General features: G+C 71.0%; 25 protein-coding genes, 3 tRNA genes and 1 pseudogene. 12 read left to right on the top strand and 17 right to left on the bottom strand.

Annotation, left to right across the window (positions count from 1 at the left end; genetic code table 11):
* Positions 1–92 precede the first annotated feature (92 nt).
* Entirely contained in the window at positions 93–1,409 is a 1,317-nt protein-coding gene (locus ACZ31C_RS24280; RefSeq protein WP_465797208.1) for a hypothetical protein, read from the bottom strand.
* Positions 1,410–1,784: 375 nt separating this feature from the next.
* A tRNA-Lys gene (locus ACZ31C_RS24275) sits at positions 1,785–1,860 on the bottom strand.
* A 186-nt stretch (positions 1,861–2,046) separates the two neighbouring features.
* Here ACZ31C_RS24275 and ACZ31C_RS24270 point away from each other — a divergent pair.
* Positions 2,047–3,291 (top strand): L,D-transpeptidase, encoded by a 1,245-nt coding sequence (locus ACZ31C_RS24270; RefSeq protein ID WP_465797207.1) that lies wholly within the window; start codon positions 2,047–2,049, stop codon positions 3,289–3,291.
* A gap of 125 nt (positions 3,292–3,416) precedes the next feature.
* Positions 3,417–4,670, top strand: a complete 1,254-nt coding sequence (locus tag ACZ31C_RS24265; RefSeq protein WP_465797206.1) for a L,D-transpeptidase — start codon at positions 3,417–3,419, stop codon at positions 4,668–4,670.
* Positions 4,671–4,686: 16 nt separating this feature from the next.
* Here ACZ31C_RS24265 and ACZ31C_RS24260 read toward each other — a convergent pair whose 3' ends face one another.
* The 4 genes from ACZ31C_RS24260 to orn form a co-directional block, all read right to left on the bottom strand.
* Positions 4,687–5,247, bottom strand: a complete 561-nt coding sequence (locus tag ACZ31C_RS24260) for a TetR/AcrR family transcriptional regulator (RefSeq protein WP_465797205.1) — start codon at positions 5,245–5,247, stop codon at positions 4,687–4,689.
* Positions 5,248–5,281: 34 nt separating this feature from the next.
* The gene (locus ACZ31C_RS24255) at positions 5,282–6,805 is read right to left on the bottom strand and encodes an MFS transporter (protein ID WP_465797204.1); all 1,524 of its coding nucleotides are present in this window, start codon (positions 6,803–6,805) and stop codon (positions 5,282–5,284) included.
* 160 nt (positions 6,806–6,965) lie between these two features.
* Positions 6,966–7,041, bottom strand: a tRNA-His gene (locus tag ACZ31C_RS24250).
* Between the two features lie 93 nt (positions 7,042–7,134).
* Complete coding sequence (orn, locus tag ACZ31C_RS24245) at positions 7,135–7,731, bottom strand: oligoribonuclease (protein WP_465797203.1); 597 nt, start codon at positions 7,729–7,731, stop codon at positions 7,135–7,137.
* Positions 7,732–7,798: 67 nt separating this feature from the next.
* Between orn and ACZ31C_RS24240 the strand changes: the two genes are divergently transcribed.
* On the top strand, positions 7,799–9,094 hold the full coding sequence (locus tag ACZ31C_RS24240) for a glycosyltransferase family 87 protein (protein ID WP_465797202.1): 1,296 nt from the start codon (positions 7,799–7,801) through the stop codon (positions 9,092–9,094).
* 154 nt (positions 9,095–9,248) lie between these two features.
* On the opposite strand, the pseudogene ACZ31C_RS24235 reads toward ACZ31C_RS24240, so the two are convergent.
* The 3 genes and pseudogenes from ACZ31C_RS24235 to ACZ31C_RS24225 all read right to left on the bottom strand — a co-directional run.
* A pseudogene (locus ACZ31C_RS24235) lies at positions 9,249–9,617 on the bottom strand (hypothetical protein); the annotation flags it as partial.
* Positions 9,618–10,285: 668 nt separating this feature from the next.
* Complete coding sequence (locus ACZ31C_RS24230) at positions 10,286–11,041, bottom strand: YcnI family copper-binding membrane protein (RefSeq protein WP_465797201.1); 756 nt, start codon at positions 11,039–11,041, stop codon at positions 10,286–10,288.
* Positions 11,042–11,056: 15 nt separating this feature from the next.
* On the bottom strand, positions 11,057–12,712 hold the full coding sequence (locus ACZ31C_RS24225) for a copper resistance CopC/CopD family protein (RefSeq protein ID WP_465797200.1): 1,656 nt from the start codon (positions 12,710–12,712) through the stop codon (positions 11,057–11,059).
* A gap of 213 nt (positions 12,713–12,925) precedes the next feature.
* On the opposite strand from ACZ31C_RS24225, the gene ACZ31C_RS24220 reads away from it, so the two are divergent.
* The 4 genes from ACZ31C_RS24220 to ACZ31C_RS24205 are packed head-to-tail and all read left to right on the top strand — an operon-like array spanning position 12,926 to position 15,879.
* On the top strand, positions 12,926–13,519 hold the full coding sequence (locus tag ACZ31C_RS24220; protein WP_465797199.1) for a sigma-70 family RNA polymerase sigma factor: 594 nt from the start codon (positions 12,926–12,928) through the stop codon (positions 13,517–13,519).
* The gene (locus ACZ31C_RS24215; protein ID WP_465797198.1) at positions 13,516–14,028 is read left to right on the top strand and encodes a MauE/DoxX family redox-associated membrane protein; all 513 of its coding nucleotides are present in this window, start codon (positions 13,516–13,518) and stop codon (positions 14,026–14,028) included. Before ACZ31C_RS24220 ends, ACZ31C_RS24215 begins: the two co-directional genes overlap by 4 nt.
* Positions 14,021–14,737, top strand: coding sequence for a DsbA family protein (locus tag ACZ31C_RS24210; RefSeq protein ID WP_465797197.1), 717 nt, complete (start codon positions 14,021–14,023; stop codon positions 14,735–14,737). The genes ACZ31C_RS24215 and ACZ31C_RS24210 overlap by 8 nt, the downstream gene beginning before the upstream one ends.
* Entirely contained in the window at positions 14,734–15,879 is a 1,146-nt protein-coding gene (locus ACZ31C_RS24205; RefSeq protein WP_465797196.1) for a hypothetical protein, read from the top strand. Before ACZ31C_RS24210 ends, ACZ31C_RS24205 begins: the two co-directional genes overlap by 4 nt.
* Here ACZ31C_RS24205 and ACZ31C_RS24200 read toward each other — a convergent pair.
* The 4 genes from ACZ31C_RS24200 to ACZ31C_RS24185 are packed head-to-tail and all read right to left on the bottom strand — an operon-like array spanning position 15,869 to position 18,508.
* Positions 15,869–16,639, bottom strand: coding sequence for an energy-coupling factor ABC transporter ATP-binding protein (locus ACZ31C_RS24200; protein WP_465797195.1), 771 nt, complete (start codon positions 16,637–16,639; stop codon positions 15,869–15,871). The two genes, ACZ31C_RS24205 and ACZ31C_RS24200, sit on opposite strands and share 11 nt — an antisense overlap.
* Positions 16,636–17,400 (bottom strand): cobalt ECF transporter T component CbiQ, encoded by a 765-nt coding sequence (gene cbiQ, locus ACZ31C_RS24195; RefSeq protein WP_465797194.1) that lies wholly within the window; start codon positions 17,398–17,400, stop codon positions 16,636–16,638. The genes ACZ31C_RS24200 and cbiQ overlap by 4 nt, the downstream gene beginning before the upstream one ends.
* 8 nt (positions 17,401–17,408) lie before the next feature.
* Positions 17,409–17,795 (bottom strand): PDGLE domain-containing protein, encoded by a 387-nt coding sequence (locus ACZ31C_RS24190; RefSeq protein ID WP_465797193.1) that lies wholly within the window; start codon positions 17,793–17,795, stop codon positions 17,409–17,411.
* Positions 17,792–18,508 (bottom strand): energy-coupling factor ABC transporter permease, encoded by a 717-nt coding sequence (locus ACZ31C_RS24185; RefSeq protein WP_465797192.1) that lies wholly within the window; start codon positions 18,506–18,508, stop codon positions 17,792–17,794. Before ACZ31C_RS24185 ends, ACZ31C_RS24190 begins: the two co-directional genes overlap by 4 nt.
* 145 nt (positions 18,509–18,653) lie before the next feature.
* Between ACZ31C_RS24185 and bcp the strand changes: the two genes are divergently transcribed.
* The 4 genes from bcp (at position 18,654) to ACZ31C_RS24165 (ending at position 20,729) form a co-directional block, all read left to right on the top strand.
* Positions 18,654–19,130: a thioredoxin-dependent thiol peroxidase gene (gene bcp / locus ACZ31C_RS24180; protein ID WP_131056084.1), complete on the top strand. Its 477-nt coding sequence runs from the start codon at positions 18,654–18,656 to the stop codon at positions 19,128–19,130.
* Between the two features lie 31 nt (positions 19,131–19,161).
* Positions 19,162–20,037 carry a hypothetical protein gene (locus ACZ31C_RS24175; RefSeq protein ID WP_465797191.1) on the top strand — a complete coding sequence of 292 codons (876 nt, stop codon included), beginning with the start codon at positions 19,162–19,164 and terminating at the stop codon, positions 20,035–20,037.
* 4 nt (positions 20,038–20,041) lie between these two features.
* Positions 20,042–20,124: transfer RNA gene (locus tag ACZ31C_RS24170), tRNA-Leu, on the top strand.
* A 68-nt stretch (positions 20,125–20,192) separates the two neighbouring features.
* Positions 20,193–20,729: a GNAT family N-acetyltransferase gene (locus tag ACZ31C_RS24165; RefSeq protein ID WP_465797190.1), complete on the top strand. Its 537-nt coding sequence runs from the start codon at positions 20,193–20,195 to the stop codon at positions 20,727–20,729.
* 15 nt (positions 20,730–20,744) lie between these two features.
* Here ACZ31C_RS24165 and ACZ31C_RS24160 read toward each other — a convergent pair whose 3' ends face one another.
* From ACZ31C_RS24160 to ACZ31C_RS24150, 3 genes are all read right to left on the bottom strand, one after another.
* A complete protein-coding gene (locus ACZ31C_RS24160; RefSeq protein ID WP_465797189.1) occupies positions 20,745–21,752 on the bottom strand; it encodes an expansin EXLX1 family cellulose-binding protein in 1,008 nt (335 codons plus the stop codon).
* Between the two features lie 89 nt (positions 21,753–21,841).
* Positions 21,842–22,660, bottom strand: coding sequence for an MOSC domain-containing protein (locus tag ACZ31C_RS24155; RefSeq protein ID WP_465797188.1), 819 nt, complete (start codon positions 22,658–22,660; stop codon positions 21,842–21,844).
* 4 nt (positions 22,661–22,664) lie between these two features.
* Positions 22,665–23,498 (bottom strand): O-methyltransferase, encoded by an 834-nt coding sequence (locus tag ACZ31C_RS24150; protein WP_396740155.1) that lies wholly within the window; start codon positions 23,496–23,498, stop codon positions 22,665–22,667.
* A 114-nt stretch (positions 23,499–23,612) separates the two neighbouring features.
* Between ACZ31C_RS24150 and ACZ31C_RS24145 the strand changes: the two genes are divergently transcribed.
* Entirely contained in the window at positions 23,613–24,680 is a 1,068-nt protein-coding gene (locus tag ACZ31C_RS24145; protein ID WP_465797187.1) for an LCP family protein, read from the top strand.
* A gap of 52 nt (positions 24,681–24,732) precedes the next feature.
* Here the strand turns inward: ACZ31C_RS24145 and ACZ31C_RS24140 are convergent, their stop codons facing one another.
* Positions 24,733–26,190 carry a sugar transferase gene (locus ACZ31C_RS24140; protein WP_465797218.1) on the bottom strand — a complete coding sequence of 486 codons (1,458 nt, stop codon included), beginning with the start codon at positions 26,188–26,190 and terminating at the stop codon, positions 24,733–24,735.
* Positions 26,191–26,361: the final 171 nt, after the last annotated feature.

The following is a 26,361-nucleotide window of genomic DNA, read 5'->3' as shown; positions in this document are numbered from 1 at the left end:
TCGGTTGTCCTCACAAACCATCGATGATCAACGCGGTGGCCGTCCTCATGCCCACGCCACGCCCAACGCCGAAGCCAAGTGACGTTGGAGTATTAGGCAGTGATTGCAGGGAACACTACGAGCGAGCCGCCGCTGTCTCGTTCGATCTCGATCACCACGTCAGTTTGATGGCTTCCCACGTTGAGGCCGTCACCCAGGGCGCGAAGGCGATATGCGGCTCTGAGTAGGTCGTCGACCTCACCGGGCGTGAACATAACGCTGCGGAAGCCGCCGTAACGCCTTAACTCAAGGGTCGACAGCCGAAGTAGGACCGCGTTGATACCCGATTCCAACTCATCCACACGACGTTCGTCGTCATGCAAGGCACCGAGGAAGCTTTTGAACGGATTGTCCGCTCCTGCCACTTGAGCATGTTCGACTGCTTGAAGGACGAGCACTCGGCGCTTGAGTGAAATGGCGAGTCGCGCCAACTCTACATGTGCGCGAAATGCGCCGCCCTCCTCGTTAACTCCCGGGAAGGATTTCGTCAATGCGGCGACTTCCACCGGCCCTTCGGGCAGTTCAGCTAGCGCATCTTGCCATTTTGCGAGCCGGCGCTTGGTTCGTTCAATTGACCTACTGATTGCATACGACGATGAATCCAGACCTAGCGACAGGCCGATTCGACCCTGGTCAAGGAGAATTGACGTCGCCTTGTCAATTGCGTCACGACAACCGTCCAGCTCGCTACGCTCGTTCTCAAGGCTATCCTCGTGCAACTGCTCCAGGAGGTCGGTGATTCGCTCGATCGTCTTCTGGCGTTGGTGATCAGCGTAGGCACTGACGCCGACCGCGACCGCCATCAGCACAAGCGGTGCGGCGACTGTCAGGGCGCCGGCGCTGGCCGCAGCCACGCCAGCTGTAGTGGCTGAGCCGGTTGCAGCGCCCGCAACAGCAGCCTTTCCAGCAACGGGCACAAACGTGGCATGGGCCGCGATGCCACCGGTGGAGCTGACCAGCGCGCTGCGAATACCGCCTGCAGAAGCCTTCGAAGCCATGGGCCGAACAAGTCCCTTACCAACCCGCGCCGCGACCTTTGCCGGCACCACCATTCGATAGAGCACGTCACCGGTGGACGCGATATTAAGCGTTGGAGGTGTCGACTTCGCCGTCTGCGTGACGAGATGCGATAACTGTTGAGCGAGCGGACTGGTCGCATGAAGCGCGATCCCGCCGTTCCGGTCGCGCTTGGTCGACAACGGATGCGCTTCCAACGTAACGACAGGGGAATCCACAAAGGCCGCTAGGACTGTTCTCAGTTCCGCGAGTCGAGCGGGTGTCATGCCCTGATCTCCTAGCACATCCGGCACACACACGTCCTCAGTAGAGAGCGTCCATACCGGCACGGGTGCCTTGTTATCCGCTGTCACGCCCGCTCCTCCCCTAGATGGTGCACACCCTAGCGGTGGTAGCGAACCAACAACGACATGAGTGGCAGCCACCAAGCCTGCCCAGATTGTCGCCGCTACCCAATCACTCCCGCAATCGACCAATTCGTGGATCAGCGCCGACAACTACTCACCAACCGATGCGGGACTCTGCAAAGACCTCGATCAGGCGACGAACATGCCCGATGACCTCGCTCTCCACACCGCAGGACCCGTTCGATCTATGGCTGCACGCGGTCCCACCGACGCCGCCCCGGTCCCAACGGCTCCCGAGCACCCGGCGAGCGACCATCCATCACGACAAACACGAAAAAGGCCCCGACCGGCAGAGTTCTACCAGGTCAGGGCCTTGCTGCTTGGTGCGCCGCCAGGGACTCGAACCCCGAACCCGCGGATTAAGAGTCCGCTGCTCTGCCAGTTGAGCTAGCGGCGCTCGGTGGCAACGGGGGAAACCCTAGCACGCACCCTGAGGCGGGTTCCAATCCGATACCCGGGTCCTCCCTTCGGTCGAGCTTTCCGGACATTTGGCAACAAGCACGCACAAGGCGTGGGACGGGTTCATGTTGGGCGGGTGGGATGGGGCACGATGTGCGCCAGGTGCGCTAGGACAGGGGTGGGGATGGGCAGGTTCGCGCGGGCCGGGGCGTTGGTGGGCACCCTGGGTCTGGTGGCGTCGCTGGCATTGTCGGGTTGTCGCGAGGAGGGCTCGGCCGCCGAGTTCGTTCCCGGGCCGTCGACCAGTGAAGCAGTGGCACCGGACACACCGCCGTCGAGTGGGCCGCCGTTGGCGGTGAGCCCGGCCGACGGGGCGAAGAACCGGCCGGTGAGCGCGGAGATCGGCGCCGAGCTGCCGGACGGCTCGACGGTGTCGAAGGTCAGCCTGACCACGGCCAACGGCAAGGAGGTCAAGGGCAAGCTGCGTACGGACGGCTCGTCCTGGGTGCCGTCGGCGCCGTTGAAGTGGTCCACCGAGTACACGGCCACGGTCACCGCGAGCCGGCCGGACGGCTCGGTCAGCGAGGGGACCAGCACGTTCACCACGATGGCCAAGCCCGGCTCGATGATCACCTCGGGGCTCTACCTGTTCGACGACCGGACGTACGGGGTGGCCATGCCGGTGGTGGCGGAGTTCCACCCGGGCATCCCGAAGAAGGACCGGGCCGCCGTGCAGAAGCGAATGTTCGTGCAGACCGACCCGCCGCAGCCGGGTGCCTGGCACTGGGTGAGCAACGGCACTCAGGCGTTCTACCGGGCGCCGGAGTACTGGAAGGCCGGCACGAAGCTGTCCGTACGGATCGCGTTGGCCGGCATTCCGCTGAGCAACGGCCGGTTCGGCAACGTCGACCGGAGCGCCACCGCGAAGATCGGCTCGGCCTTCGAGATGAAGGTGGACAACGCCGACAAGCAGATGCGGGTGTATGAGGACGGCAACCTGATCAAGACCCTGCCGGTGAGCCTGGGCAAGAAGAAGACCCCGTCGTCCAGCGGCACGCTGGTGGTGATGGAGAAGAAGGAGGCCACGGTCTTCGACACGATGGACGATCCCGATCCGGAGAACCGCTACGTCACCGACATCCAGTTCGCCCAGCGGCTCACCTGGGGTGGCGAGTACATCCACGCGGCACCCTGGTCGGAACACGTCCAGGGACGGCAGAATGTGTCACACGGTTGCGTGAACGTGTCCCTGGCGAACGCCCGCTGGCTCTTCGAACGGACCAAGGTCGGTGATCCGATCACCATCAAGGGCACCGAGCGGAAGCTGGCCGCCGGCAACGGTTGGACGGCGTGGGATCTGAGCTGGTCGGAGTTCGTCAAGGGCAGCGCGCTGCCGGTTCCGGACGGTGGTGCGGGCGCGGCCTTGTGACCGTGCCAGATATGTCACCATCCGGACATCCCGCTCCACGTGTTTCGGTTCACCTTCCGCAACGGGTACGTGTTCCGGTGCGTCTGTGATGTGGACGGGCAGCGGACCACGACTGTGAGGACACCATGCGAGTTCGGGACCAGCGCAACCGCCGGCGGGGGGTGCTCGCCGCGGGGATGCTCGCCGTGGCGATGGTGCTGACCTCCGCCTGCACCGGCGGCAAGGGCGGCGACAACGGGCCGGGCTGGCAGGACGGTGCCGACCAGCCGGCACCGAAGGCGTCGGTGAGCATCAGCGAGCCGGCCGCCGACGCGAAGGACGTTCCCGCCTCGACGGCGATCACGTTCGCCGCCGAGCAGTCCGAGGAAACCACCGTCGAGCTGGCCGACGCCGGCGGGGAGCCGGTGAAGGGCACGCTGGCCGCGGACGGTAAGAGCTGGCTGCCGGCTAAGGCGTTGGGGTACGGCGAGTCGTACACCGCGACCGTCACCGCGACCGGCGACGACGGTGTCCCGGTGACCGCGACCAGCGCGTTCACCGTGATGAAGCAGCCGAGCAACCAGGTCCGGGTCACCAGTTTCCTCGGCGACGACCAGACCGTCGGGGTGGCCATGCCGCTGATCGTGAAGTTCGGCCGGGAGATCCCGGAGAAGTACCGCGCCGACCTCCAGCGGCGGATGACGGTGAAGTCCACGCCCGCCCAGGAGGGCGTCTGGCACTGGGTCAGCCCCACCGAGGTCCGTTACCGGCCGAAGGAGTTCTGGAAGGCCGGCAGCAAGGTCTCCTACCGGGTGCAGGCGGGCGGGCTGCCGCTGGGCGACGGCTGGTACGGCCGGGCCGACCTGACCGTGGACATCACCGTGGGCCCGAAGCTGGTCATGACGGTGGACAACAGCAACAAACGCATGGTCGTCACCCGGGACGGCGAGACGATCAAGACGATCCCGGTGAGCCTCGGCAAGAAGACCACGCCCTCCTCCAGCGGCACGATGGTGGTGATGGAGAAGCTGCGCAAGACGGTCTTCGACACGTTCGAGGAGTTGGGCCCCGAGGACGGGTACCGGACGAAGATCGACTATGCCCAGCGCCTGACCTGGGGCGGCGAGTTCATCCACGCCGCGCCCTGGTCGGAGGGGCAGCAGGGCACCACCAACGTCTCCCACGGCTGCGTGAACGTGTCGATGGTCAACGGCGCCTGGCTGTTCGAGAACACGAAGGTCGGCGACCCGATCGTGGTCAAGGGCACCGAGCGCAAGCTCCAGAACGGCAACGGCTGGACGGACTGGAACGTGAGCTGGGACGAGTACGTCAAGGGCAGCGCCCTGCCGTACGAGCCGGCGGGCGACGAGTCCGCGCCGGACGCCGACACCACCGAGTGAGTCGGCGGCCGGTCCGCTAGCGGTCGGTGCCGAGCGCGTGTGCCAGGACCCGGTGTACGTGCTCGGTGTCGACGGGGACGTTCTCGATGAGGATGGCGGTGCAGAGGCCGTCGGAGGCGGCGACCAGCGCGTCCACGGCCCGGGGGTCGTCGGTGAGGGTGGCGGCGAGCGCGGCGACGTTCTGGCGCCAGTGCCGGGCGATCGGGGCGAGGGCAGGTCTGCGGGCGGCGAGCGTGGACAGTTCGCGTTCGGCCAGCGCCTTCTCGCGTCCCGGTCCGGCGGACTCGACGATCAGCTCGGCGAGGCCGCGTAGCTTGTCCCCCGGGCCGTCGATGATCTGGCGGATCCGGGCCGTGTAGCTGTCGGCGACGCTGGACAGGGCGGCGACGAGGAGGTCGTCCAGGGTGGCGAAGTAGTAGATGCTCAGGCTGGTGGCGACGCCGGCCTGCGTGGCGACGGCACGGTGGGTGACACCGGCTGCGCCCTCACGGAGGACGACAGCGAGGGTGGCCTCGATGATCTCGGCCCGGCGCTTCGCTCCCCTGGCGCGTCGCCCGTCGACGGGTTCCTCGCTCATGCTCCCTCCCCTGGCGCCCAGGGTAGTCGAGCGGTCAGCGACCGTCGGCGTCCTGATCCGCGCCGAGGGGAGGGACGTGCCGCAGGGCCACCAGGCACAGCAGGGTGGCCGCCACGATGGCGACGCCGGCCACGGCCGAGGCGACGTTCACCCCGGTGGTGAAGGCGTCCCGCGCGGCCCGTACGGCCTCGGTCGGCACCTGGTCGGCGACGGCGAGCGCGCCCGCGAGACTGCCGGTGAGCCGGTCGGCGACCTCCGGCGCGGTGCCGACCGGCGCGACGATCCGCGCGGTGTAGAGGGCGGTGCTGAGGCTGCCGAGCAGCGCGACGCCGACGGCGATGCCGAGCTCCTGGACGGTCTCGGACATGGCGGCGGCCGATCCGGACTTGGTGGCCGGTGCGGCGCCGACGACCATGTCGGTGCCGAGCGCGGCGATCGCCCCGAGACCGAGGTAGACGGCGGCGAAACCGGCCACCACCATCACCGTGTCGCCGGGACCGGCGGTGGCCAGCAGCGCGTAGCCGAGCACCGACGACCCGAGCGTGGCGGCCATGACCAGGCCCGGCCGGAGCCGCCGGGCGACCAGAGGTGCGCCGACGGCGGCGGCGAACATCGCCAGCGCCGGTGGCCCCATCCACAGTCCCGCGGTGAACGGGGTGAAGCCTTCCACGAGTTGGAGGTACTGCGTGACCATGTACATGGTGCCGCCGACACCGACGAGCCCGATCAGCAGGACGGCCAGTGCCGCGGAGAAGGCCCGGTCGGCGAAGAGGGTGACGTCCAGCAGCGGCGCGGCCAGGTGCCGTTGCCGGCGGACGAACGCCACCCCGGCGATCGCGACGACGACGAGGAGGACCAGCGTGCGCGCACCGGCACCGTGGGAGGCGGCCTGCTTGACGGCGTAGACCACAGGCAGGATCGCCGCCAGGGACAGCGCGACGCTGACCAGGTCCAGCGGCCCGGCCTGCGGGTCGGCGCACTCGGGCAGCAGTGACCTCGCCCCGATCAGGACGACGATCGCGACGGGGACGGCGAGCAGGAAGGCCGCGCCCCACCAGTACCTGTCGACCAGGGCGCCGCCGACGACGGGACCGGCCGCCATGCCCAGGGCGAACATGGTGGCCCAGGCCCCGATCGCCATCGCGCGCTGTCGGACGTCGGCGAACATATTGGAGATCAGCGACAGCGTCGAGGGCATCAACGTCGCGCCCGCGATCCCGAGCAGCGCACGGGCCGCGATCAACAGTTCCGCGCTGGGCGCGACGGCCGCGAGCACCGACACGAGCGCGAACGCGGTCATCCCGATCCGGAGCAGGCGTCGCCGGCCGATGCGATCCCCCAGGGTGCCCATGGTGATGAGGAACCCGGCGATGAGGAACCCGTAGGCATCCATGATCCACAGGGTCTGCGTCGCCGACGGGTCGAGCGCCTCGGCCATGCTCGGCAGCACCAGGTACAGCACGGTGACGTCCAGGCCCAGCAGCAGCGTCGGCAACGCCAACAGCCCCAGGCCCGCCCACTCGCGCCCGCCCGCACGGCGGATGGCGACCTCCGACACGACCACTCCCGAAGATATTTGAACGACAGTACAAGTAGAACTATCGTTCAAATATCTGTGCAGGGCAAGGCAGGGGAAGGTCAGGTCGCGTGGCGGGCCGAGGGGAGGAACCGCCGGAACGAGAACGAGGCCCGAACCAAAGGTTCGGGCCTCGTTGGTGTGGGGTGACTGATGGGAATTGAACCCACGACAACCGGGACCACAACCCGGTGCTCTGCCAACTGAGCTACAGCCACCATGCCGCCGCGCCCGAACTCATCGCCCGTGCGGGTGCGGGGAAATCATACCCCCACCACGGCCGACCGCGTCCAGCGGGTTGCCGGGGTGGCTCAGAGGTCGGCGGCGATGGCCTTCGCGCTCTCCACGTCCGGCCCGGGCAGGGGTACGAAGACGGTGCGGCGGTAATACTCCAGCTCGCGGATGCTCTCCCGGATGTCCGCCAGCGCCCGGTGGGCGAGGCCCTTCTGCGGCTGGCCGAAGTACACCCGGGGGTACCACCGGCGGCACAGTTCCTTGATCGAGGAGACGTCGATCATGCGGTAGTGCAGGTGCGCGTCGAGGCGGGGCATGTCCCGGGCGATGAAGCCCCGGTCGGTGGCGATCGAGTTGCCGCAGAGCGGCGCCGTCCGGGCGTCCTTGACGTGGCTGGTGATGTAGTCGAGCACCCGGTCCTCAGCCTCGGCGAGGCTGACCGTGGAGCGGCGGACCTCCTCGGTCAGCCCCGACTTGCCGTGCATCGTGCGGACGATCTCCGGCATGGCGTCGAGCGCCGCGTCGTCGGCGTGGATCACCACGTCCACGCCGTCGCCGAGCACGCGCAGATCCGGGTCGGTGACCAGCGCCGCCACCTCGATCAGCTTGTCGCCGCCGAGGTCGAGCCCGGTCATCTCACAGTCGATCCAGACGAGAAGATCAGCCATCGGCACAGCCTACGCGCAGCCCACGCACCGTGGCTGCGCGCCGCCGACCCGACCGACCGCTAGGGTCTTTCCCGTGCCCGCCGAACCCGCCACACCGTCCAGCGTCGACCTCGAAGACCCTGGTGGCCGCAGTGCACGGCGGATCGTCGGGGCGCTGGCGCTCGCCTCGGTGTTGCCGGTGCTCTACCTGCCGGGCACCGTGCACGACTTCTTCGACCTCAAGATCTATATGGCGGCGATGGACTGGTGGGCCGCCGGCAATCCGCTCTACGACTACGCCCAGCCGGACCGGGTGCAGGGCGAGCTGTTCTTCACCTATCCCCCGTTCGCCGCGTTGCTGCTGCTGCCGTTCTCCCTACTGAAGCTGGGCGCCACGGTGGCGATCTTCACCGGGCTGACCGTGCTCGGCGTGGTGGTCACCACGAAGTGGCTGCTCGACCCGGTGATCCGCCGGCACCGTCTGCCGTACGCGTTCACCCTGGCCGTGGGCGCGCTGCTGGTCCTCGGCGTGGAGAGCACCCGGGAGACGATCACCTTCGGACAGATCAACATGCTGCTGGTGGTGCTGATCCTCGCCGACCTGCTGTTCGCCGTACCCCGGGGCAACCGGTGGGCCGGGGTGGGCATCGGACTGGCCACCGCGCTCAAGCTCTTCCCGGGCATTTTCATCGTCTATCTGCTGGTCACCCGACGCTGGCGGGCGGCCGTGGTGGCGAGCGCCGCCGCCGCCGGAGCCACCCTGCTCGCCGCGGCGGTGGCACCCGGCGACTCGTGGCGCTTCTGGACGCACGAGCTGTGGGCCACCGACCGGGTCGGGCGCACCGACTACACCGGCAACCAGTCGCTGTTCGGGCTGCTGAGTCGGCTGACCGCGCCGGAGGAGCCGAGCCGGCTGATCTGGCTGCCCCTGGTCGCGGCCGTCGTCGCGTACGGCCTCTGGCGGGCGGTACGCGCCACCCAGGCCGGCGACGTACTCACCGCCCTGACCCTGACCGGCCTGGTCGCCGCCCTGATCAGCCCGATCACCTGGACGCACCACATCTACTGGTTCGTCCCGGCGGTGATCATCCTGGTCGACGCCACGTTGCGGACCGATCCCCGGACGCCGGAGGGGGCACGGCGGCGCCGCCGGCTGAGTTGGCTCGCGCTCGGCACCTCGATGATCATCGTGTACGGCGTGGTGTCGTTCTACGACTGGGGCGTCACTCCGACGCCCACCCAGACGCCCTGGGAGTTCGTGCTCCGCAACGCGTACGTGCTGCTCTGCCTGCTGTTGCTGGTCGTGCTGCCGGTGCGCCCCCGGACGGACCGACCGCTGACCAAGTCGCGCGAAGCGGACACTCTTCCCGAGACGACCATTCACCGGTAATCTGCCTTTAGAGGCATCAACCTCCGATGGGCACCGATATCCCCCGGTGATGGGCGGCCCTCCGCGTCGGCAGCGCAGAGGGCCGCCCCACCCGTTCCGGCTCCGGTACTCCCGCCGAACGAACCGTCGGGGACAGCCGCTGGCGGACGGGCGGTCAGGACGGCGGGGCGGGCGGACGCAGCGGGTGATGCGGGGCGGGCAGGTCGGCCAGGGTCTCCGGGCGCGGCACCGGGGCGATCGCGGCCCGGGGCGCGGCGGCCACCGACACCAGCTGCCGCTCGGGCGTCGGACGCGGCGACGGCGGCGTGCCCAGGCCGCTGAGCGAACTCACTCCCAGCCGGCCGGCGAGCACCGGCACCTGGTCGGGTTCGACCACGAAGACCACCTCGCGCGGGCGGACCGGACGCAGCAGCACCAGCGCCGCGAGGACCACCAGCAGGATGCCGCCGGTCAGCGAGCCCCAGGTGGCCGGGGCGACCCATCCGGCCCGCAGTTCGGCACGCAGGTCCAGGGCCAGGTCGGCCCGACCGTCGGGGTGCATCAGCACCAGACTCAGTCGTTGGCCGGCCAGTTCCCCGGGACTCCATTCGAGGGCGCCGGCGCCCGCGCGTACCCAGAAGGTCTGTGCGGCCGGGGCGGCCGGCACGGTCGGCGGCGTACCGACCTCCGGGGTGCGGTGCTCCAGCCGGACCGGCAGTGGCCCCCGGGCCAGCGCCGTGCGCTGCACCACGGCGTGCGGCGCGCCGGCCAGCCAGCGACGCGCCTCGTCGGCCGGGGCCAGGCCGACGAACGCCGGACCGTCCGGGGTACGGGCGTCCAGCCGCAGCCGCGCCTGCCCGAACCGACTGAACGGCACCTCCTGTCGCAGCAGCGCGTCCAGGTCGGTCACCACCACCGCGTGCCCGGGTGTCCGCACGGTCTCGACCCGGGCGGTGAACCCCCCGCCCGGGTCCGCGTGACTGGTCAACAGGCCGAGCCCGGCGGCACCGAGCAGCGCGGTGGTGCCGGTGATCAGCAGCACCATGCCGGCCAACGCCCACACGAAACGCATCCGCCTTGTCCCCCTCCGTAGCGAGATACCCGGCAGACCTTACCTACGCCGAACGGCTGATCTGCGGATATCCACGGCACCGGGTTCGAAAGCGGACGGGCCCGCCGGGAACACCCGGCGGGCCCGTGACGCGGGAGCGGTCAGGAGGTCGTGGTCGCCTCGCCGCCGTCGGTCGGGTCGGCGTCCCGGCGGGTACGCGAGAACGCGAGTCCGCCCAGCACCAGGCCACCGACCCCGGCGACCAGCCCGGCGACGCCCAGCCCGACGGCCAGCCCGGTGCCGTCCCCGTCGCCGTCGGCCACCGCCTCGGGCGCGGGTGCCCCGGCCGGTCCCTCGGTCGCAGTTCCGGCGGCGGTGAGGGTCAACACCGGCGCGGGGGCGGCCGGCTCCTCACCGCCCGGCTGCGGCTCGTCGATCCAGCGCACCACCCCGCCGTCGGAGTAGGTCTGCAGCGCCTTGAAGACCATCTGGTCCACCTCGGGCAGCGGGCCTAGCATGACCGGGAACTCCTGGAACGTGCCCGGGGCGATCCCGGCGTCGCCGCTCGCCGTCCAGGTGACCTTGGCGACCACGTCCGAGATCTCCGCACCGTGCACCAGAATCGGCGGGTCGACCCGGCGGTTCTCCACCTCCACCGTCCAACCCGGCACCGGCGCGGTGGACACCGAGCCGATCGCGGCGTTCTCCGGCAGGAAGATCTCCAGCTTGGTGGTCGACGCCGTGTCGCTCTCGTTCGGCACCCGGAACGCGAACCGGCCGTAGTCGCCCTGCTCGGCCTCGCTCGGGCTGATCGAGACGTGGGCCGACGCGGGCGCCGCGAAGCCGAAGACGGCGGTGGCGACGGCGCCGAGCGCCAGGGCCGCGGCGGCACCCACGGTACGCCGGTGACGGATCATCGGTATGGAACCTCTCTAGGCAACGGGCACGGTGGCGGTCACCGTGGCCTGGTCGATCTCGGTGGTCCGGGCGGTGACCCGCAGCTCCCACTCACCCGGACCCGGCAGCGTGATCTCGCCGGTCGCGTGGTTGTCGGTCAGCGGCAGCAGCGGGATGTCGATCGCCTCGATCCCGGCCGACGGCAGCGCGATGGTGGCCTTCCACTCCACGACCGGCTGCGGCCGGTTGTCCGGCGTGTACGCGTAGAAGTGCACCGAGTTGTTGCCCCGTCGGGCCGGGGACATCTCGATCTGCAACGAGTAGAGCGAGCTCTCCACCCGGGTGGTGAAGTAACCGGCGTCGACGGCGGCGACGTCCGAAGAGGCGGTCCGCGCGGGAGTGGTCTGCACCAGGACGGCGGTGACACCGAGCACGACCGCGGTGACCGCCAACTCCGCCCAGACCGCCCGGCGTACCGGTGCGGGGCGACTGGCGGCGACCCGTTTGCGGATCAGGTTCCGCGAGTACGCGGCCAGCACGATCACCACGGCGAACAGCCCGACCTTGGCGAGCACCAGACGGCCGTACGTGGTGTTGACCAGCGCTGCCGGGGTGGCCACCTCGATCAGCGCCTGGACGATGCCGGCGAGCAGCAGCGCGGAGACCGACAGGGCGGCCCAGCGCGACCAGATCGGCAGGATCGCGCCCAGCTCCCGTTCGTCCGCGCGGGGCAGCAGGAAGGCGGCGAGCATCACCAGGCCGCCCAGCCAGACCGCCATGCTGCCCAGGTGGACCGCGTCGACGATCACCGACACGGCCGGGGCGGGCGAGGCCGCCGGGTGCCCGGACAGCGGCCAGGTGAGCAGCGCCGCACCGGCGAGCAGGCCGAGGATGATCAGGTCGGCCCGGCCGACCGGCCCGGCCAGCAGCGGCCGGAGCAGGAACGCCGCCGCCGCGAGCAGTCCCAGCCGGATCAGGTGAGCGGCGCCGAACGTGCTGCCGAGCACCAGGCCCAGCCCCTCGCCGCTGATGTCGAACGGCCCGCCTCCGCTGGTGTATGGCACCTGCAGCAACGCGACCGCGACGGTGGCCACCGCCACCAGTCCCAGGCCGGTCCAGGCCAGGCGAGCCGGTCCCTGCCGGGACAGTCGGCGCGGCCAGAGCAGCGCGAGCACCAGTGCGGGACCGACGAGCAGCAGCAGACCGACGTACCCGACGAACTTCGCGGCCTTGATCGCGTTGGTGACCAGCGGATCGGCCCGACCGTCGTCGCCGCTGTCCACCGGCGGCTCCGAGGGCGCGCCGACGGAGTAGGTGAACGCACCGGAGACCGGGTGGCTGTCCGCCGAGATCACCCGGTAGGTCACCAGATAGGTGCCGTTGCCGCCGGAGGTGTCGACCGCGATGTTGACCACGCTGTCGGTGAAGGTCGGATCGCCCCGGTCGACGCGGGACCCGTCCGGTGCGATGACCCGGATCCGGTCCGGCACCCGGCGGACCGGCTCGCTGAAGGTGAGCACCACCTCGGCCGGCGCTGCGGGCACCACGGCCGACGCGGCCGGGCTGCTGCTGGACAGCACGGCGTGGGCGGCGGCCGGTCCGGCGGGGACCAGCAGCAGGGCGACGACGGTGACCAGCAGGCCGGCGGCGGCGGCCCATCGGACGGATCGGCGGCGAGGGACGGCAGTCATGACCCACATCGTCTCTGACCGGACCCCTTTCCGGCGAGTCGCGACCATCGATTGACGGCGATCATCCGCGATCGCACGCGAACGCACGGGCGCCGGACCGAGGTCATGAGCGGGTAGTCGGCGGGGACCCGCAGAAAGTTCCCGGCGTGGCGCAGCCCATGAAGGGCCGAAGGACCCTGCTGCTGCCGGCGGGGCCGCGTAACCTGGGTTGTCGTGATCCCCGCCCCGCGCGACACCCGCGCCGCCGCCGACACCGGCGGTGTCGACGCGCACGCCGGGCCGGACCCGGCCACCGACTGGGCGCTCGCCGCCCGCGACGGCGACCCGGTCGCCCAGGCCGCCTTCGTCCGGGCCACCCAGGCCGAGGTGTGGCGGTTCACGGCGGCGCTGCTGGACCCGGACAGCGCGGACGATCTCACCCAGGAAACCTACCTGCGCGCGTTCCGGGCGCTGCCCGCCTTCGAGGGCCGGTCCAGCGCCCGCACCTGGCTGCTCGGCATCGCCCGGCGGGCTTGCGCCGACCACCTCCGTACGGTGGTCCGGCGGCGACGCCTCGACCAGCGACTCACCGCCCACGCGCACACCGACCTGGCGCACCCCGACCCGGCCGGACAGCTCGGCACGGCCGACCTGGTCAGCCGACTGTCCGCGCAGCGGCGCGGCGCGTTCGTGCTCACCCAGTTGCTCGGCCTGTCGTACGCCGAGGCGGCGACGGTGGAGGGCGTGCCGGTGGGCACCATCCGCTCCCGGGTCGCCCGGGCCCGCGCCGAACTCGTGGACGCGGTCGGTGAGGCGCTGGCCGGGTGAACGGGCGGGGCGCGACGTCGAGGTGGACGCGGTGGCGGCCCTGGCTCGGGCTCGCCGTCCGGCTCGGGCTGGCCGCCGTCTGGCTCTACGCCGGCGCATCCAAGGTCGGCGACCTGGCCGCCTCGGGCCGCAGCGTGCACGCGTACCAGGTGATGCCGTACGACCTGGCGGTGGTGATCGGCGCGGTGCTGCCCTTCGTCGAGCTGGCGTTGGGCGTCCTGCTGCTGCTCGGGTTGGCCACCCGGCTGACCGCCGGGGTCTCGGTGGTCCTGCTGCTGCTCTTCGTCGCGGGCATCGCCTCGGCCTGGGCCCGTGGCCTGGCGATCGACTGCGGCTGCTTCGGCAGCGGCGGCGAGCTTCCGGCCGGGCAGCGCCCCAGCTACCTCCCGGAGATCGTCCGGGACGTGGCCTTCCTGGCGATGGCCGGGTTCCTGCTGATCTGGCCCCGGACCGCCGTCTCACTCGACGGCGTCCTGACGGGCGTACCGGTGGAGGACGAGGATGAGTAGTCGCAAGGGACGCAAGGACGCGGCCCGGGTCGTCCGGGAACAGCTGGCCCGGGAGCGGCGCCGCAAACAGACCCTGTGGATCTCGCTCGGCGCGGTGGTGGTGCTGGTGATCGCCGGCCTGGTCGGCTGGAGTGTCTGGTCGGGCCAGCGGTCCGGCGACTTCACCCCGCCGCCGGGCGCCAACGACGCCGGCACCGGCGTGGTGGTCGGCTCCGGGCCGGTCACCGTCGACGTGTACGAGGACTACATCTGCCCGGCCTGCAAGCAGTTCGAGCAGACCAGCGGCGCCACCCTCAAGCAGCTCGTCGACGAGGGCAAGGTACGGGTGGTGTACCACCCGGTCGCCTACCTGAACCGCTTCTCCAGCACCCAGTACTCGACCCGGGCGTCCGCCGCCTCCGGATGCGCCGCCGAGGGCGGCAGGTTCACCGAGTTCGGCGCGGCGTTGTTCGAGCGCCAGCCGCCGGAGGGCGGCGCCGGTCTCAGCGACGACCAGCTCGTCGACATCGGCGTCGAGGTCGGTCTGGACCGGGACGCCTTCGGCACCTGCGTCCGCGACGGCAGGTACAAAGCGTGGACCGCGCACGTCACCGAGGAGGCGAGCCGCGCCGACGTCACCGGCACCCCGACCGTCCTGGTCGACGGCGAGCCGGTGCAGCAGTGGACGCCGGAGAACATCACCGCCGCCGTGGAGGCGGCCGGACAGTGATCCGTGCCTTGTCGGCCCGTACCGGGCTGCTGCCCCTGGCGGCCCGTACCGGGCTGCTGCTCACCGGCGTGGTCGTCGCGCTGCTGGCAACGGCCGCCCCGGCCGCCGCGCACGGCGCGGACGCGCCCGACGGCACCGACTACCGGGTGGCGGTCGGCGCGGTCGAGGGCCGACCGGACCTGCGGGTCCGAGTGGTCGAGGCGGGCGCACGCCTGGAACTGACCAACACCGGTGACCGGCCGGTCGAGGTGATCGGCTACTCGGGCGAGCCCTACCTGCGGGTGGGGCCGGACGGCGTGTTCGAGAACACCCGCTCACCGGCGACCTACCTGAACCGCACCATCCTCGCCGACACCCCGCTGCCGGACGAGGTCGATCCGGCCGCCGTCCCGCAGTGGCGACGGATCGACACCGGCACCACCGCCCGCTGGCACGACCAGCGGGCGCTGTGGCGCGAGGCGGGTCCGCCCGTCCAGGTCCGCGCCGCACCCGACCGCGAGCACCGGGTACGCGACTGGGTCGTCCCGCTACGCGACGCGGACGGGCGCACCGAGATCCGGGGCACCCTGGACTGGGTGCCGCCGCCGGACGCGTACCCGTGGTGGGTGGCGATCACGCTCGGCGCGCTCGCGGTGGGCGCGGCCGGGCTGCTGCCGGCTGCCTCGTCACCCGGCAGGCGGGCGCGGACCGCTCTCGGCGCGCTGCTGACGGTCGGCGGGGTGGCGGCGGTCGTGCTCGCCGTGGGCCGGGTGCTCGACGCCGGGGCCGAGGGAGTCGGCGCGGTGCTGACCGGGCTGCTGGCCGGCCCGGTCTGGACCCTCGTGACCGGGCTCGGCGCGATCGTCGCCGGTGGCTGGGCGGTGACCCGGCGCGACGGTGTGGACTTCGTGATGGCGCTCGCCGGGGCGTGCCTGGCGCTGTTCGCCGGGGTGTCCAACGCCGCCGTGCTGTCCCGTGCCGTCCCACCGGTGCCGTGGTCGGCCACCGCCACCCGGATTCTGGTCGTGGTGGTCCTCGTCGCCGGGGCCGGGGCACTCGCCGCCGCCGTGCTGCGCCTGCACGCCACCGGCCGAGCCGCCACACCGACCGAGCCGGCCGAGCCCGCCGAGCCGGCCGAGCCCGCCGAGCCGGTCACTCGGTGACCGGGTGCGGGACGGGACGGAACGGGTAGGGCAGTTCGAGCCGGTGCCGGGCCAGCAGGTCCGGATCGGCCAGGAGCACCGAGGTCGGGCCGTCGGCGACGATCCGGCCGTCGTCCAGGATCACCGACCGGTCGCAGAGCTCGTAGGCGTACGGCAGGTCGTGGGTGACCATCAGCACCGTCACCGGCAAGGATCGCAGGATCCCGGCCAGTTCCCGCCGGGCCGCCGGATCCAGGTTGGACGAGGGTTCGTCGAGCACCAGGATTTCCGGGCGCATGGCCAGCACGGTGGCCACCGCCACCCGACGGCGCTGCCCGAACGAGAGGTGGTGCGGGGCGCGCTCCCGGTGCGCGGACATGCCGACGGCGGCCAGCGCCTCGTCCACCCGGACGGAGAGTTCCGCGCCGCGCAGCCCGAGGTTCGCCGGCCCGAAGGCCACGTCCTCGGCGACGGTGGGCAGGAAGAGTTGGTCGTCCGGGTCCTGGAAGACGATGCCGACCCGGCGGCGGATCTCCGCCAGCGTGGCCCGGTCCGGGCCGACCGCCAGGCCCCCCACGGTGACACCGCCCTCGGTGGGCACCAGGATTCCGTTGAGGTGCAGCACCAACGTTGTCTTGCCGGCGCCGTTCGGGCCGAGCAGGGCCACCCGTTCGCCCCGGGCCACGGTCAGGTCGACGCCGCGCAACGCGACGTGCCCATCCGGATAGGCGTACCGGACGCCGTGCACGTCCAGGCTGGGCGCAGGCCCGTCGGCGCTCACGTCAACACGGTGGCGGTGGCCGCCACGGTGCCCGCCAGCACCGGGACCGTGGCCGCGAGCAGCCACTGACCGGTCGTCGCCGCACCCGTACCCGACCACAGCACCGGCATCCGACCCGTGTACCCGCGCGAACGCATCGCCAGGTACACCCGCTCCCCCCGCTCGAAGGCGCGCAGGAACAACGCACCCACCCCGACCGCGAACCCCCGCACCTGCCAGAGGAAACGCGGGTCGTCACCCCGGGAGATCCGGGCGATCCGCATCCGGCGGGCCTCACCCACCAGCACCTCCAGGTACCGCACCATGAAGGTGGCGATCTGGGTAAGGATCTGCGGGCAGCGCAACCGGTCCAACCCGACGATCAGGTCGCGGGTGGTGGTGGTCGCGGCCAGCAGCAGCGACGCCCACACGCCCAGGGTCCCCTTGGCGAGGATGTTCCCCGCGCCGTACAGCCCGTCGACCGACAGGGCCAGCCCCAGCACGTCGACCCGCTCCCCGGTGCCGAGGAACGGCAGCGCGACCGCGAACAGCACGAACGGCAGCTCGATCGTCGAGCGCAGGAGCAGCCAACCGGCGGGCACCCGGGCGAGCGCGGCGACGGCGGCGACCAGCAGGGCGTACACGCCGAAGGCCCAGAGCGCCACGCGGGGCGTGGCGACGACCGCGACGGTGAACGCCACCATCGCCGCGATCTTGACCTCCGGCGGCAAACGGTGCACCGGCGAGTCGGACTCCCGGTACAGCACATGCGCAGCGGCCATCCCCGCCGCTACCCCCGGCCCGACGCGGTGACGCCGGTCCGGTCCGCCTCGCCGTCCGGGCCGGGGCCACGACGGCGGACCAGCCAGAACGCGCCACCGGCCACGGCGAAGGTGAGCAGTACGCCGAGCACACCGGCCAGTCCGGTGGAGACGAGGTCGTTGTCCAGCCCGGCGATGCCGTAGTCGGCCAGCGGCCCACCGATCTCGTGCTCCTTCTCCTGCCGCGCCGGGCAGTCCCCACCGACGATCTCGTCGTCGGCGTCGAAGACGCAGCCCTCCCGCAACGACGAGTCCAACCCGTCCGGGTGCGCCGAGGCGACATTGCTGACCAGCCCGGCCAGCAGCAGCGCGACGAGCAGACCGCCGACGAGGAAGGATCGGGACCGGGTACTCATCGGACACCTCCGGTAGCCGGGACGGACCTCGACGCGGCCGGCGACAGGACCCGTAGCGCGTACACCAGGTCGGGTCGTACCTTCGCCACGGTGACCACGGTGGTCGCCGTGATCAGCCCCTCGCCGACGCCGATGAGCAGGTGGGAGACGGCCATCGTGCCGGCCAGACCGGCCAGGTTGCCGCCGAGGTCGGTGGTGCCGCCGAGCTGGTACTGCAGCACGAAGCCCATCGCCGCGACCAGCACGCTGACCACCGAGGCGACGAAGGCCGCCACCGCCAGCCCGGTCGGCGTACGCGGCAGAACCCGCAGCAGCAGCGCGATCGTCAGGTACGCCACCGCGATGCCGATGACCGCCATGTTGGTGACGTTGAGCCCGAGCATCGCCACCCCGCCGTCGCCGAAGACCAGCGCCTGCACCGCCAGCACCACCGCCACGCAGAGCGCGCCGACCCAGGGACCGACCAGCATGGCGGCGAGCGCACCGCCGAGCAGGTGACCGCTGACTCCCCCGACGAAGATCGGGAAGTTGAGCATCTGCACGGCGAAGATGAACGCCGCGACCAGACCGGCCATCGGCGCGAGCCGGTCGTCCAGGTCCTGTCGTCCACGCCGGACGCAGAACGCCGTCGCCGCCAGCGCCAGCACCCCGAAGAGCGCCGCAACCGGACCGTTGATGATCCCGTTGGAGATGTGCATGGCCAGGGTTTCCACGTGACCTCCCACGTGCCGGCGGGCCCGCGCTCGCCGGCAGGAGTGAGCGTATTTCCCGACATAGGCTGTTGCCAATACCTGGCAAGAGTGATCACGGGTGCGGCGTGCCGAACGGGACGGCCCGGGGCGGCGGTAGGGTCGTGCCATGACCGCACCCGCTCGTCTCGCCGCCGGTGACGCGGCACCCGAGTTCACCCTCCCCACCGACACCGGAGGGCAGCTCACCCTGGCCGACCTGCGCGGCCGCAAGGTCATCCTGTACGCCTACCCGGCCGCGATGACCCCCGGCTGCACCAAGCAGGCCTGCGACTTCCGCGACTCGCTCGCCTCGCTCCAGGCCGCCGGCTACGAGGTGATCGGCATCTCGCCGGACAAGCCGGAGAAGCTGGCCACGTTCCGTGAGCGCGACGCGATCACCTTCCCGCTGGTCGCCGACACCGACAAGTCGGTGCTGACCGCGTACGGCGCGTACGGCGAGAAGCAGTCCTACGGGCGCACGGTGACCGGGGTGATCCGCTCGACGTTCGTGATCGACGAGAACGGCAAGATCGAGCGGGCGCTCTACAACGTGAAGGCCACCGGCCACGTCGCCAAGCTCCGCCGCGATCTCGGCCTGGACTGACGCTGTCGTACCCCGCTCGTAGCGTCGCCGTATGGTTCGCTACCGGTACACGCCCGACGCGCTCGCGCAGGCGGCATCTGTCGCGCTCAGCGTCACAGATGTGATGCGGCTGCTCGGAGTGCGGGTGGCCGGCGGTTCACACGCCCACATCAGCCGGCAGCTCAAGCGCTTCGGCATCGACACCTCACACTTCACCGGTAGCGCACATTCACGCGGACGGAGAGGCGCCCGACGCGTCACCTCGACACAACTCCTGGTCCGCTTGCCTGAAGGATCACGCCGCACTCCTGGAACGCGGCTCAAGTGGGCCCTAGGCACGATCGGAGTGCCCGAAGAATGTGAGGAGTGTGGCGTAGGGCCGATCTGGCAAGGTCGGCCCCTGATCCTGCACGTTGATCACATCAGCGGTGACATCCTCGACAACCGCCCGCCCAACCTGCGTCTTCTCTGCCCAAACTGTCACAGCCAAACGGCGACCTTTGCTGGGCGCAACCGCCGCATCGCCAGCGTCGAGTCAGACACCACGAATGATCCCCCGGTCCGGCCACACGAGCTGACCGAGCGAGAGACAAACGAGGTGGTCCGTCTCTTCGTCACCGGCGCGCTGAGCCCGGCGCAAGCAGCCAGCCGGATCGGTTGTCACCGAAACAGCCTCTACCGTCTGGTCCGCCGCCTCAAGGAATTCGGTACAGCCGTACCTGGCTCTCGGCGAACGTCCCCTCGCCCGGAGGCGGACCTGGTCATCCGACACGCCTTGGCGAATCCGGAGATGGGAGCACGGCGGCTAGCCGCCTCGGTGCGCGCGGCGACGGACACAAAGGTTGACCTCGACTACGGCAAGGTCTCGGCCATACTTCGTGCCGCCGGGCTTAACACTGCCGCAGCGCGACGTTCTAGACTCTCCTAGGCTCGCGGGAGTGGCGTAAGGGCAGCCGCGCAGGTCTTAGGAACCTGTGTCCGAAAGGACGTGGGGGTTCGAATCCCCCCTCCCGCACCGACCCGGTCCGTCGCCTTGGTCACGATCGCAGGTGATCGGGACGCGGTTCGATGACGATGGGCACCGTGAGTCTGCGCTTCGTCCTGGACCCCGAGCTGACCCCCGATCTGCGTACCCGGATCGTCGCGCTCTGGGTCGACGTCACCAACGCGGGCGGGGCGGTCGGTTTCGTCGCCCCGGTCACCGCCGACCATGTCCGCACCATCGCCGACCCGACGCTGGCCGGCATCGCGGACGGGCCGGACCGCCTGCTGGTGGGGTACGACGGTGACCGGCTGGTCGCCATGGCGATCTTCACCGACCCGCGGTTCCACCTCAAGACGCACCTGCGGGTGCTCACCCGCGTGATGGTGCACCCGGACACGCAGGGGCGCGGGCTCGGCGACGAGCTGATGCGCGAGGCCGAGCGGGTGGCCCGTGGCCTGGGGCTGGCGGCCCTGCACGTGACGGTGCGGGACGGGCTGGGACTGGACCGGTTCTATCGGCGGCTCGGGTACCGCGAGGTGGGCCGCTGGCCCGGCGCGCTGCGGATCGGCCCCGGCGACGACCGCGACGAGATCCTGATGTGGCTGGGGTTGACCGGCGGCGCGGCGGATCGCTGACGGGCGAGCCGGACGTCAGGTGCCGCAGCCCGGCGTCGTGGCGGCCACCGGCACGGGCGGCAGGGCGGCGGGATCGCTGGCCGACGCGGCCGGGGTCGCTGTCTCGGCCAGTGGGGTGGTCGAGGCGGACGGGGTCGGGCGAGGGGTCGCGCTGGCGCGTGGCGTCGGGCTGGCCGACGGTGACCGGGAGGTGGTGGTCGTACCGCCGCTCGTGCCGCCGTACATCCGGACCGTGGAGCGCTGGACCTGGCTGGGAGCCATCCGGATGCCGGTGGCGGTCACCCGGTGTCCGCGCGTGTCGGTCACCCGGATCTGGTACGGCCCGGGGCCGGCGCCGGAGTCGATCAGCCAGTAGTTGTAGCTCTCCCGGGCGGCCGCCCGCCAGTTACCCGAGCTGCCCTGGCGTACCTCGACCGCTCGCAGCGGGTTGCCGTGTCCGGCGACCAGCACGGCGAACCAGTACTGCGACGCGCCTTCCTTGATCCGGAAGGTGAGCGGACCGGCCAGCGGCGGGTCGACCACGAGGCGGTAGCTGACGTTCACGATGCCCTGCACCGGGTCGGCGATCCGGGCGAACGCCTCCCGGGACAGGTCGATGTGGCCGGGCGCGCACTCCGGGCACTGGTCCATGATCATGACGCGTACCTTGCCCTTGGGCCCGGTCACGTCGAGGTAACCACCGCAGGCCGCGCCGTCGGCGTACTCGCTGGGGCCGAGGGCGACGTAGAGACGGTCGGCGGGGGCGGACGGGTAGGAGCAGTTGCCGCCCTCGCCCTTGGAGTCGTAGAAGGTCGACTTTCCCTTGTTCAGGGTGCCGGCGGCGGGCGGGGCGAGCAGCGCGGCGGCGACCGGTGCGGCAGCCCGGGGCGGTGCGGCGCAGGCGGGTGCGGCGCCCGAGCGCAGCGCGAGGGTGAGGCCGAGGACCGTGGCGAGTGTCGCCACGGCCCCACCGGCCAGCCAGCGGCCCAGCTTCGGACGCCGGGTACGGGCTCGGTCGGCGGGGCCGTCGGTTCCGTCGGTCACGTGGACCGATGCTGCCGGACGGCCAACGGATCGGACAAGCCACCTAAGCGAAAGCTAAGACGAAGATCAGCGCGGCCGGTCGACCCTCCTCAACCAGCCGGTTCCACCCGGTCACCGACGGTGAGGCGGCCGGACTCCAGCGGCACGACGTTCAGCCCGAACAGCAACTGACGCCCGATGTTGCGGTGCCGGGCGAGGGTGCGTAACGGTTCGCGGCCGCGTACCCCGGTCTCCTGGTCGGTGGTGGTGACCAGGCAGCGGGCCGACGGGCCGGCGGCGCGGAACGCCACGCCGCCGATCCGCAGCGGCCGTCCCTCCCAGCCGTCCTCCGCCCAGGCCGGGGCCCCGTCGACGACCAGGTTGGGGCGGAACCGGGTCATCGGCACCGGCTCCGCGCCCGCCGCGGTGAGCCAGTCGCCGAGCGCGGCCAGCGACGCGGTGCTGGTCAGCAGCACCGGGTACGCGTCGGCGAAGCTCACCCGGTCGCCCGGGTCGTGCTTCTTGCGGCCCGGTTCGACGTGTCGGGCCGGCGCGGCGAGCCAGACCAGCCGGACCGGCCGGTCTAGCACCGTGCTGAGCCAGGCGTCGGCGGCCGGGCCGGCGGGCAGTGCGTCGACCCGCAACAGCCGTCGGCGGAAGGTGCGTACCGGCACCGGGTCGACGTCGACCGGCTCGGGCACCGGCAGGTCGGGCTGCCCGTCGGCGCGCAGCAGCAGCCCGCCGGGGCCGGGCCGGGCGTGCACCCGGACCAGCGCGGTGACCTCGCGCTGGGTGACGCCGACGCCCTCGGCGTCCACGACCATCCAGCGCCGGTCCCCGTCGAGACCCCACGGCGCCACCCCGACCTCGGTGTGGCCGATCCGGTGGCAGCCCTTGATCGGATAGGTGCTGATCTCGGTCAACCGCACCCGGTCACCATGCCACCCCGATGCCGTCGCCGGGGTACCAGTGGTCGGCCGGCGTCTCCCGGTAGGCGAGGAACCGGCGGCCGGTCCGCTCGGCGTGGTCGGCCAGCACGTTGGTGTGCGTGACGTTGTCGGTGAGCAGCATCGCCCCCGGCGCCAACTTCGGCTCGACGGCGTCGAACTCGCGCTTCTCGTAGACGCGGCTGTGGTCGCTGTCGTGCAGGAACAGGTCGACCGGCCGGTCCAGGGCACGGATCGACTCGACCGAGTCGCCGACGACCAGGTCGATCACCTCCGACCAGGGCGCGACCCGGGCCAGGTAGCCGGCCTCCGGGTTGATGTCGATCGAGCTGAGCCGGCCGGGGTGCCCCTCGGCGGCGTTGCGCAGCAGGGCGGCGGCCAGCACACAACTGCCCAGGCCCTTGTCCACACCGGTCTCCACGATGTGTTTCGGCCTGCGGGCCCGGACGATGGCGTACCAGCCGACCCGGCGGGCGTACCGGACCTGCTTGTCGGCCAGCCCGCGTCGAGCCGCACCGGCGGTGGCCGAGGCGATGTGCCGGCGCAGCGCGTCGTCCGACTCGATCTCCTTCAGGTAGCCACGCACCTGCTTGACCGGCAGGTCGCAGACCACGCTGACGAACCAGGCGAGATGGCTACGGCTGAGCTTGGTCAGCTCGTACGTGTAGTTGTGGTGCTCCCGCGAGGCCACCAACCAGCGGGCGGACTTACGGAACACCCGCGCGTCGTGGCGGGCGACCGCGACCAGTCGTTTCGGAAAGGCGGCAACGGGGGCGAGGCGGGTCCGGGCGATGGCCCGACGCAGCTTTACGGCGTCCACGGCAGGGTTGTACCAGACTGACGGAAACTCGTGGGGGATACGACGGGACGGTCAGGCGAAAGTCGGCACCGGGCGGGGATTCCCCGAGAACGTGAAATCAGTACCATCTCCGCCATGTCGAGTGGAGAGCAGGCCGGGACCACCTCCCTGGGGGAGAACCTGCCGGCGGGGGGCACCGACGGAGCCGAGCCGACGGCCGCAGGCCGGCCGCGCCGCCGATGGCTGCGGATCACGCTGATCAGCGTGTTGGTGCTGGCGTTGGTCGGTGTCGGCGGTGTGGTGGCCGCGGGCTTCTATCTGAAGTCGGTCGAGTCGGACATCGAGCGGGTCGACGCCTTCGAGGGCGTACCCGCGGAGACCCGGCCCGAGGTGGTCGCCGGGGACGCGCTCAACATCCTCGTGCTGGGCAGCGACTCGCGCGATCCGGAGAGCACCGGCGGTTCGCGGACGGACACCATCATCCTGGCGCACCTGCCGAAGGACCGGTCCAGCGCCCAACTCATCTCCATCCCCCGCGACACCTGGGTCGCCGTGCCGCGGAGCAAGGAAGGGCGCGGTGGTCGCGACGCGAAGATCAACGCCGCGTACGCCTGGGGTGGTGTGCCGCTCATGGTGCAGACCGTGGAGCAGTTCACCAAGGTCCGCATCGACCACGTGGTGATGGTCGACTTCGCCGGCTTCAAGGAGATCATCGACGCGCTCGGCGGCATCGAGGTGAACTCGGAGAAGCAGTTCACCTCCATCCATCCGCCGTTCCGCACGTTTCAGGCCGGTCCGCAGAAGATGGACGGCGAGGCGGCCCTCGACTACTCCCGTCAGCGCAAGCAGTTCGCCGACGGCGACTTCGCCCGGATCCGGCACCAGCAGCAGGTGATCAAGGCGATCCTGGACAAGGCCACCTCCGGCGGGTTGCTCACCAACCCGGCGCGGCTGAACTCCTTCCTCCAGGCCACCTCCGGTTCGCTCTCGATGGACAAGGAACTGTCCCTGGTCGACATGGCCACCGAGAACCGCAACCTGCGCGGCCGGAACCTCACGTTCGTGACCAGCCCGACCAGGGGCACCGGACGGGTGGGCTCGGAGAGCGTGGTCTTCGCCGACGACAAGCGGGTCGACACGTTCTATGCGGCGGTCCGCCGGGACGCCGTCCGGGACATCATCGACGGGGCCGACAAGAAGTGACCGGCGGTGGTGCGGCGCTCCGGTCGGGGCGCCGCACCACCGGTGTCCGTGCTCAGTACGCCCCGCGCCGGGCCAGCACCACCCGGACCGTACGCCAGAGGATGCCGAGGTCGTAGACCAGCGACCAGTTGTCGACGTAGTGCAGGTCCAGTCGTACGGCGTCCTCCCAGGTCAGGTCGGACCGGCCGGAGATCTGCCAGAGGCCGGTGATGCCCGGACGGACCAGGAGCCGACGCCGGACATCGCCCCGGTAGTCGTCGTCCTCGGTCGGCAACGGGCGCGGGCCCACCAGGGACATCTGCCCCACCAACACGTTGATCAACTGTGGCAGCTCGTCGAGCGACAGGGCACGCAGGTGCCGACCGATCGGCGTGACCCGGGGATCGTTCTTGATTTTGAAGAGCAGGCCATCGCTCTCGTTGCGGTCCCGCAGGGCCTCCAACCGCTGTTCGGCGTCGGTGTACATGGTCCGGAACTTCCACACCTTGAACGCCTTGCCCTGATGACCGATCCGGCTCTGCCGGAACATCACCGGACCGGGGTCGGTCAGCCTGATCGCCACCGCGATCCCGATCAGCAGCGGGCTCAGCACGATCAGCCCGGCGAGCGCCGAAAGCCGGTCCATCACGCTCTTGGCCAGCAGGGACAGGCCGGAGATCGTCGGTTCCTCGACGTTCAGCAGCGGCAGACCCTCGATCGGGCGGACGTGGATCCGGGGCCCGGTGATGTCCGTGACCTGCGGCACCACGACCAGATCGAGGCCGGTGCCCTCCAACTGCCACGCCAGCTTGCGCAGCTCGTACGACTCCAGGCTGGCCGGGCCGCAGACCGCGATGGTGTCCGCCCCCAACTGCTGGACCAGCGGCACCAGGTCCCAGCCCACATAGACCGGCACCGGCGCCTCCACCCGCTCACCGGCCCGAGGGAACTGGGGCAGGTGGATGGCGACCGGACGCAGGCCGGCACCGGCGTTGCGGGTCACCACCTCGTGCACCGCCAGAGCGTCGGAGAGCCGCCCCACCAGCAGCACCTTCTGCGAGGCCCGCTGACTGCTGCGGCGGATCCGGCGAAGCACCACCCGGGCCACGAAGCGGACGAAGACGGTGTACACCAACAGGCCGATGATGATCGCGGCGACGGTGGCCCGGGACAGGTCCTTCTTGAAGCCCAGGGCCAGGAAGGAGACGGCGGCGGCCATCGCCACGTTGGCCCGGACCACCCGCTTGAGTTCCTCGGTGCCCCGGCCGAGCGCCCGCCGGTCGTACGCGCCGGCACCGGCGAGGATGGTCAACCACATCAGCGGCACGATCACGTGGGCCACCAGCGCGAACGTGCTGACACCGAGCAGCCGCTCGTCCCAGAAGCCGGCGTCCGCCTCCTCGAACACTGTGACGACCGTCTGGCTGGCCGCCCACGCGGCGAGGAAGTCGAGCGCGATCAGCCAGGCCATGTAGCGCCGCCGCCACTTCGCCCGGGGCGCGACCGGACGGCCGAAGACCGACCGGGGCATGCCGTTGGACGGAGGTGTGATCACGCCGAGGTCGGGGTCGAAGCGCGGGGTCGGTAACGGTCCCACCGTCTTGAGGAACTGGGTGTGCGCGGACACGACTTTCCTTTCACCAGCCTCGTCAGCCGTGACGATAACGAATGCCACGAGTGCCCCACCGTACGGTGCACGGTG

It is taken from the genome of Micromonospora sp. NPDC023869 (assembly GCF_055559695.1).
Note: the sequence above shows the minus strand (reverse complement) of the source record. Positions and strands in the feature narration are given on the sequence as shown.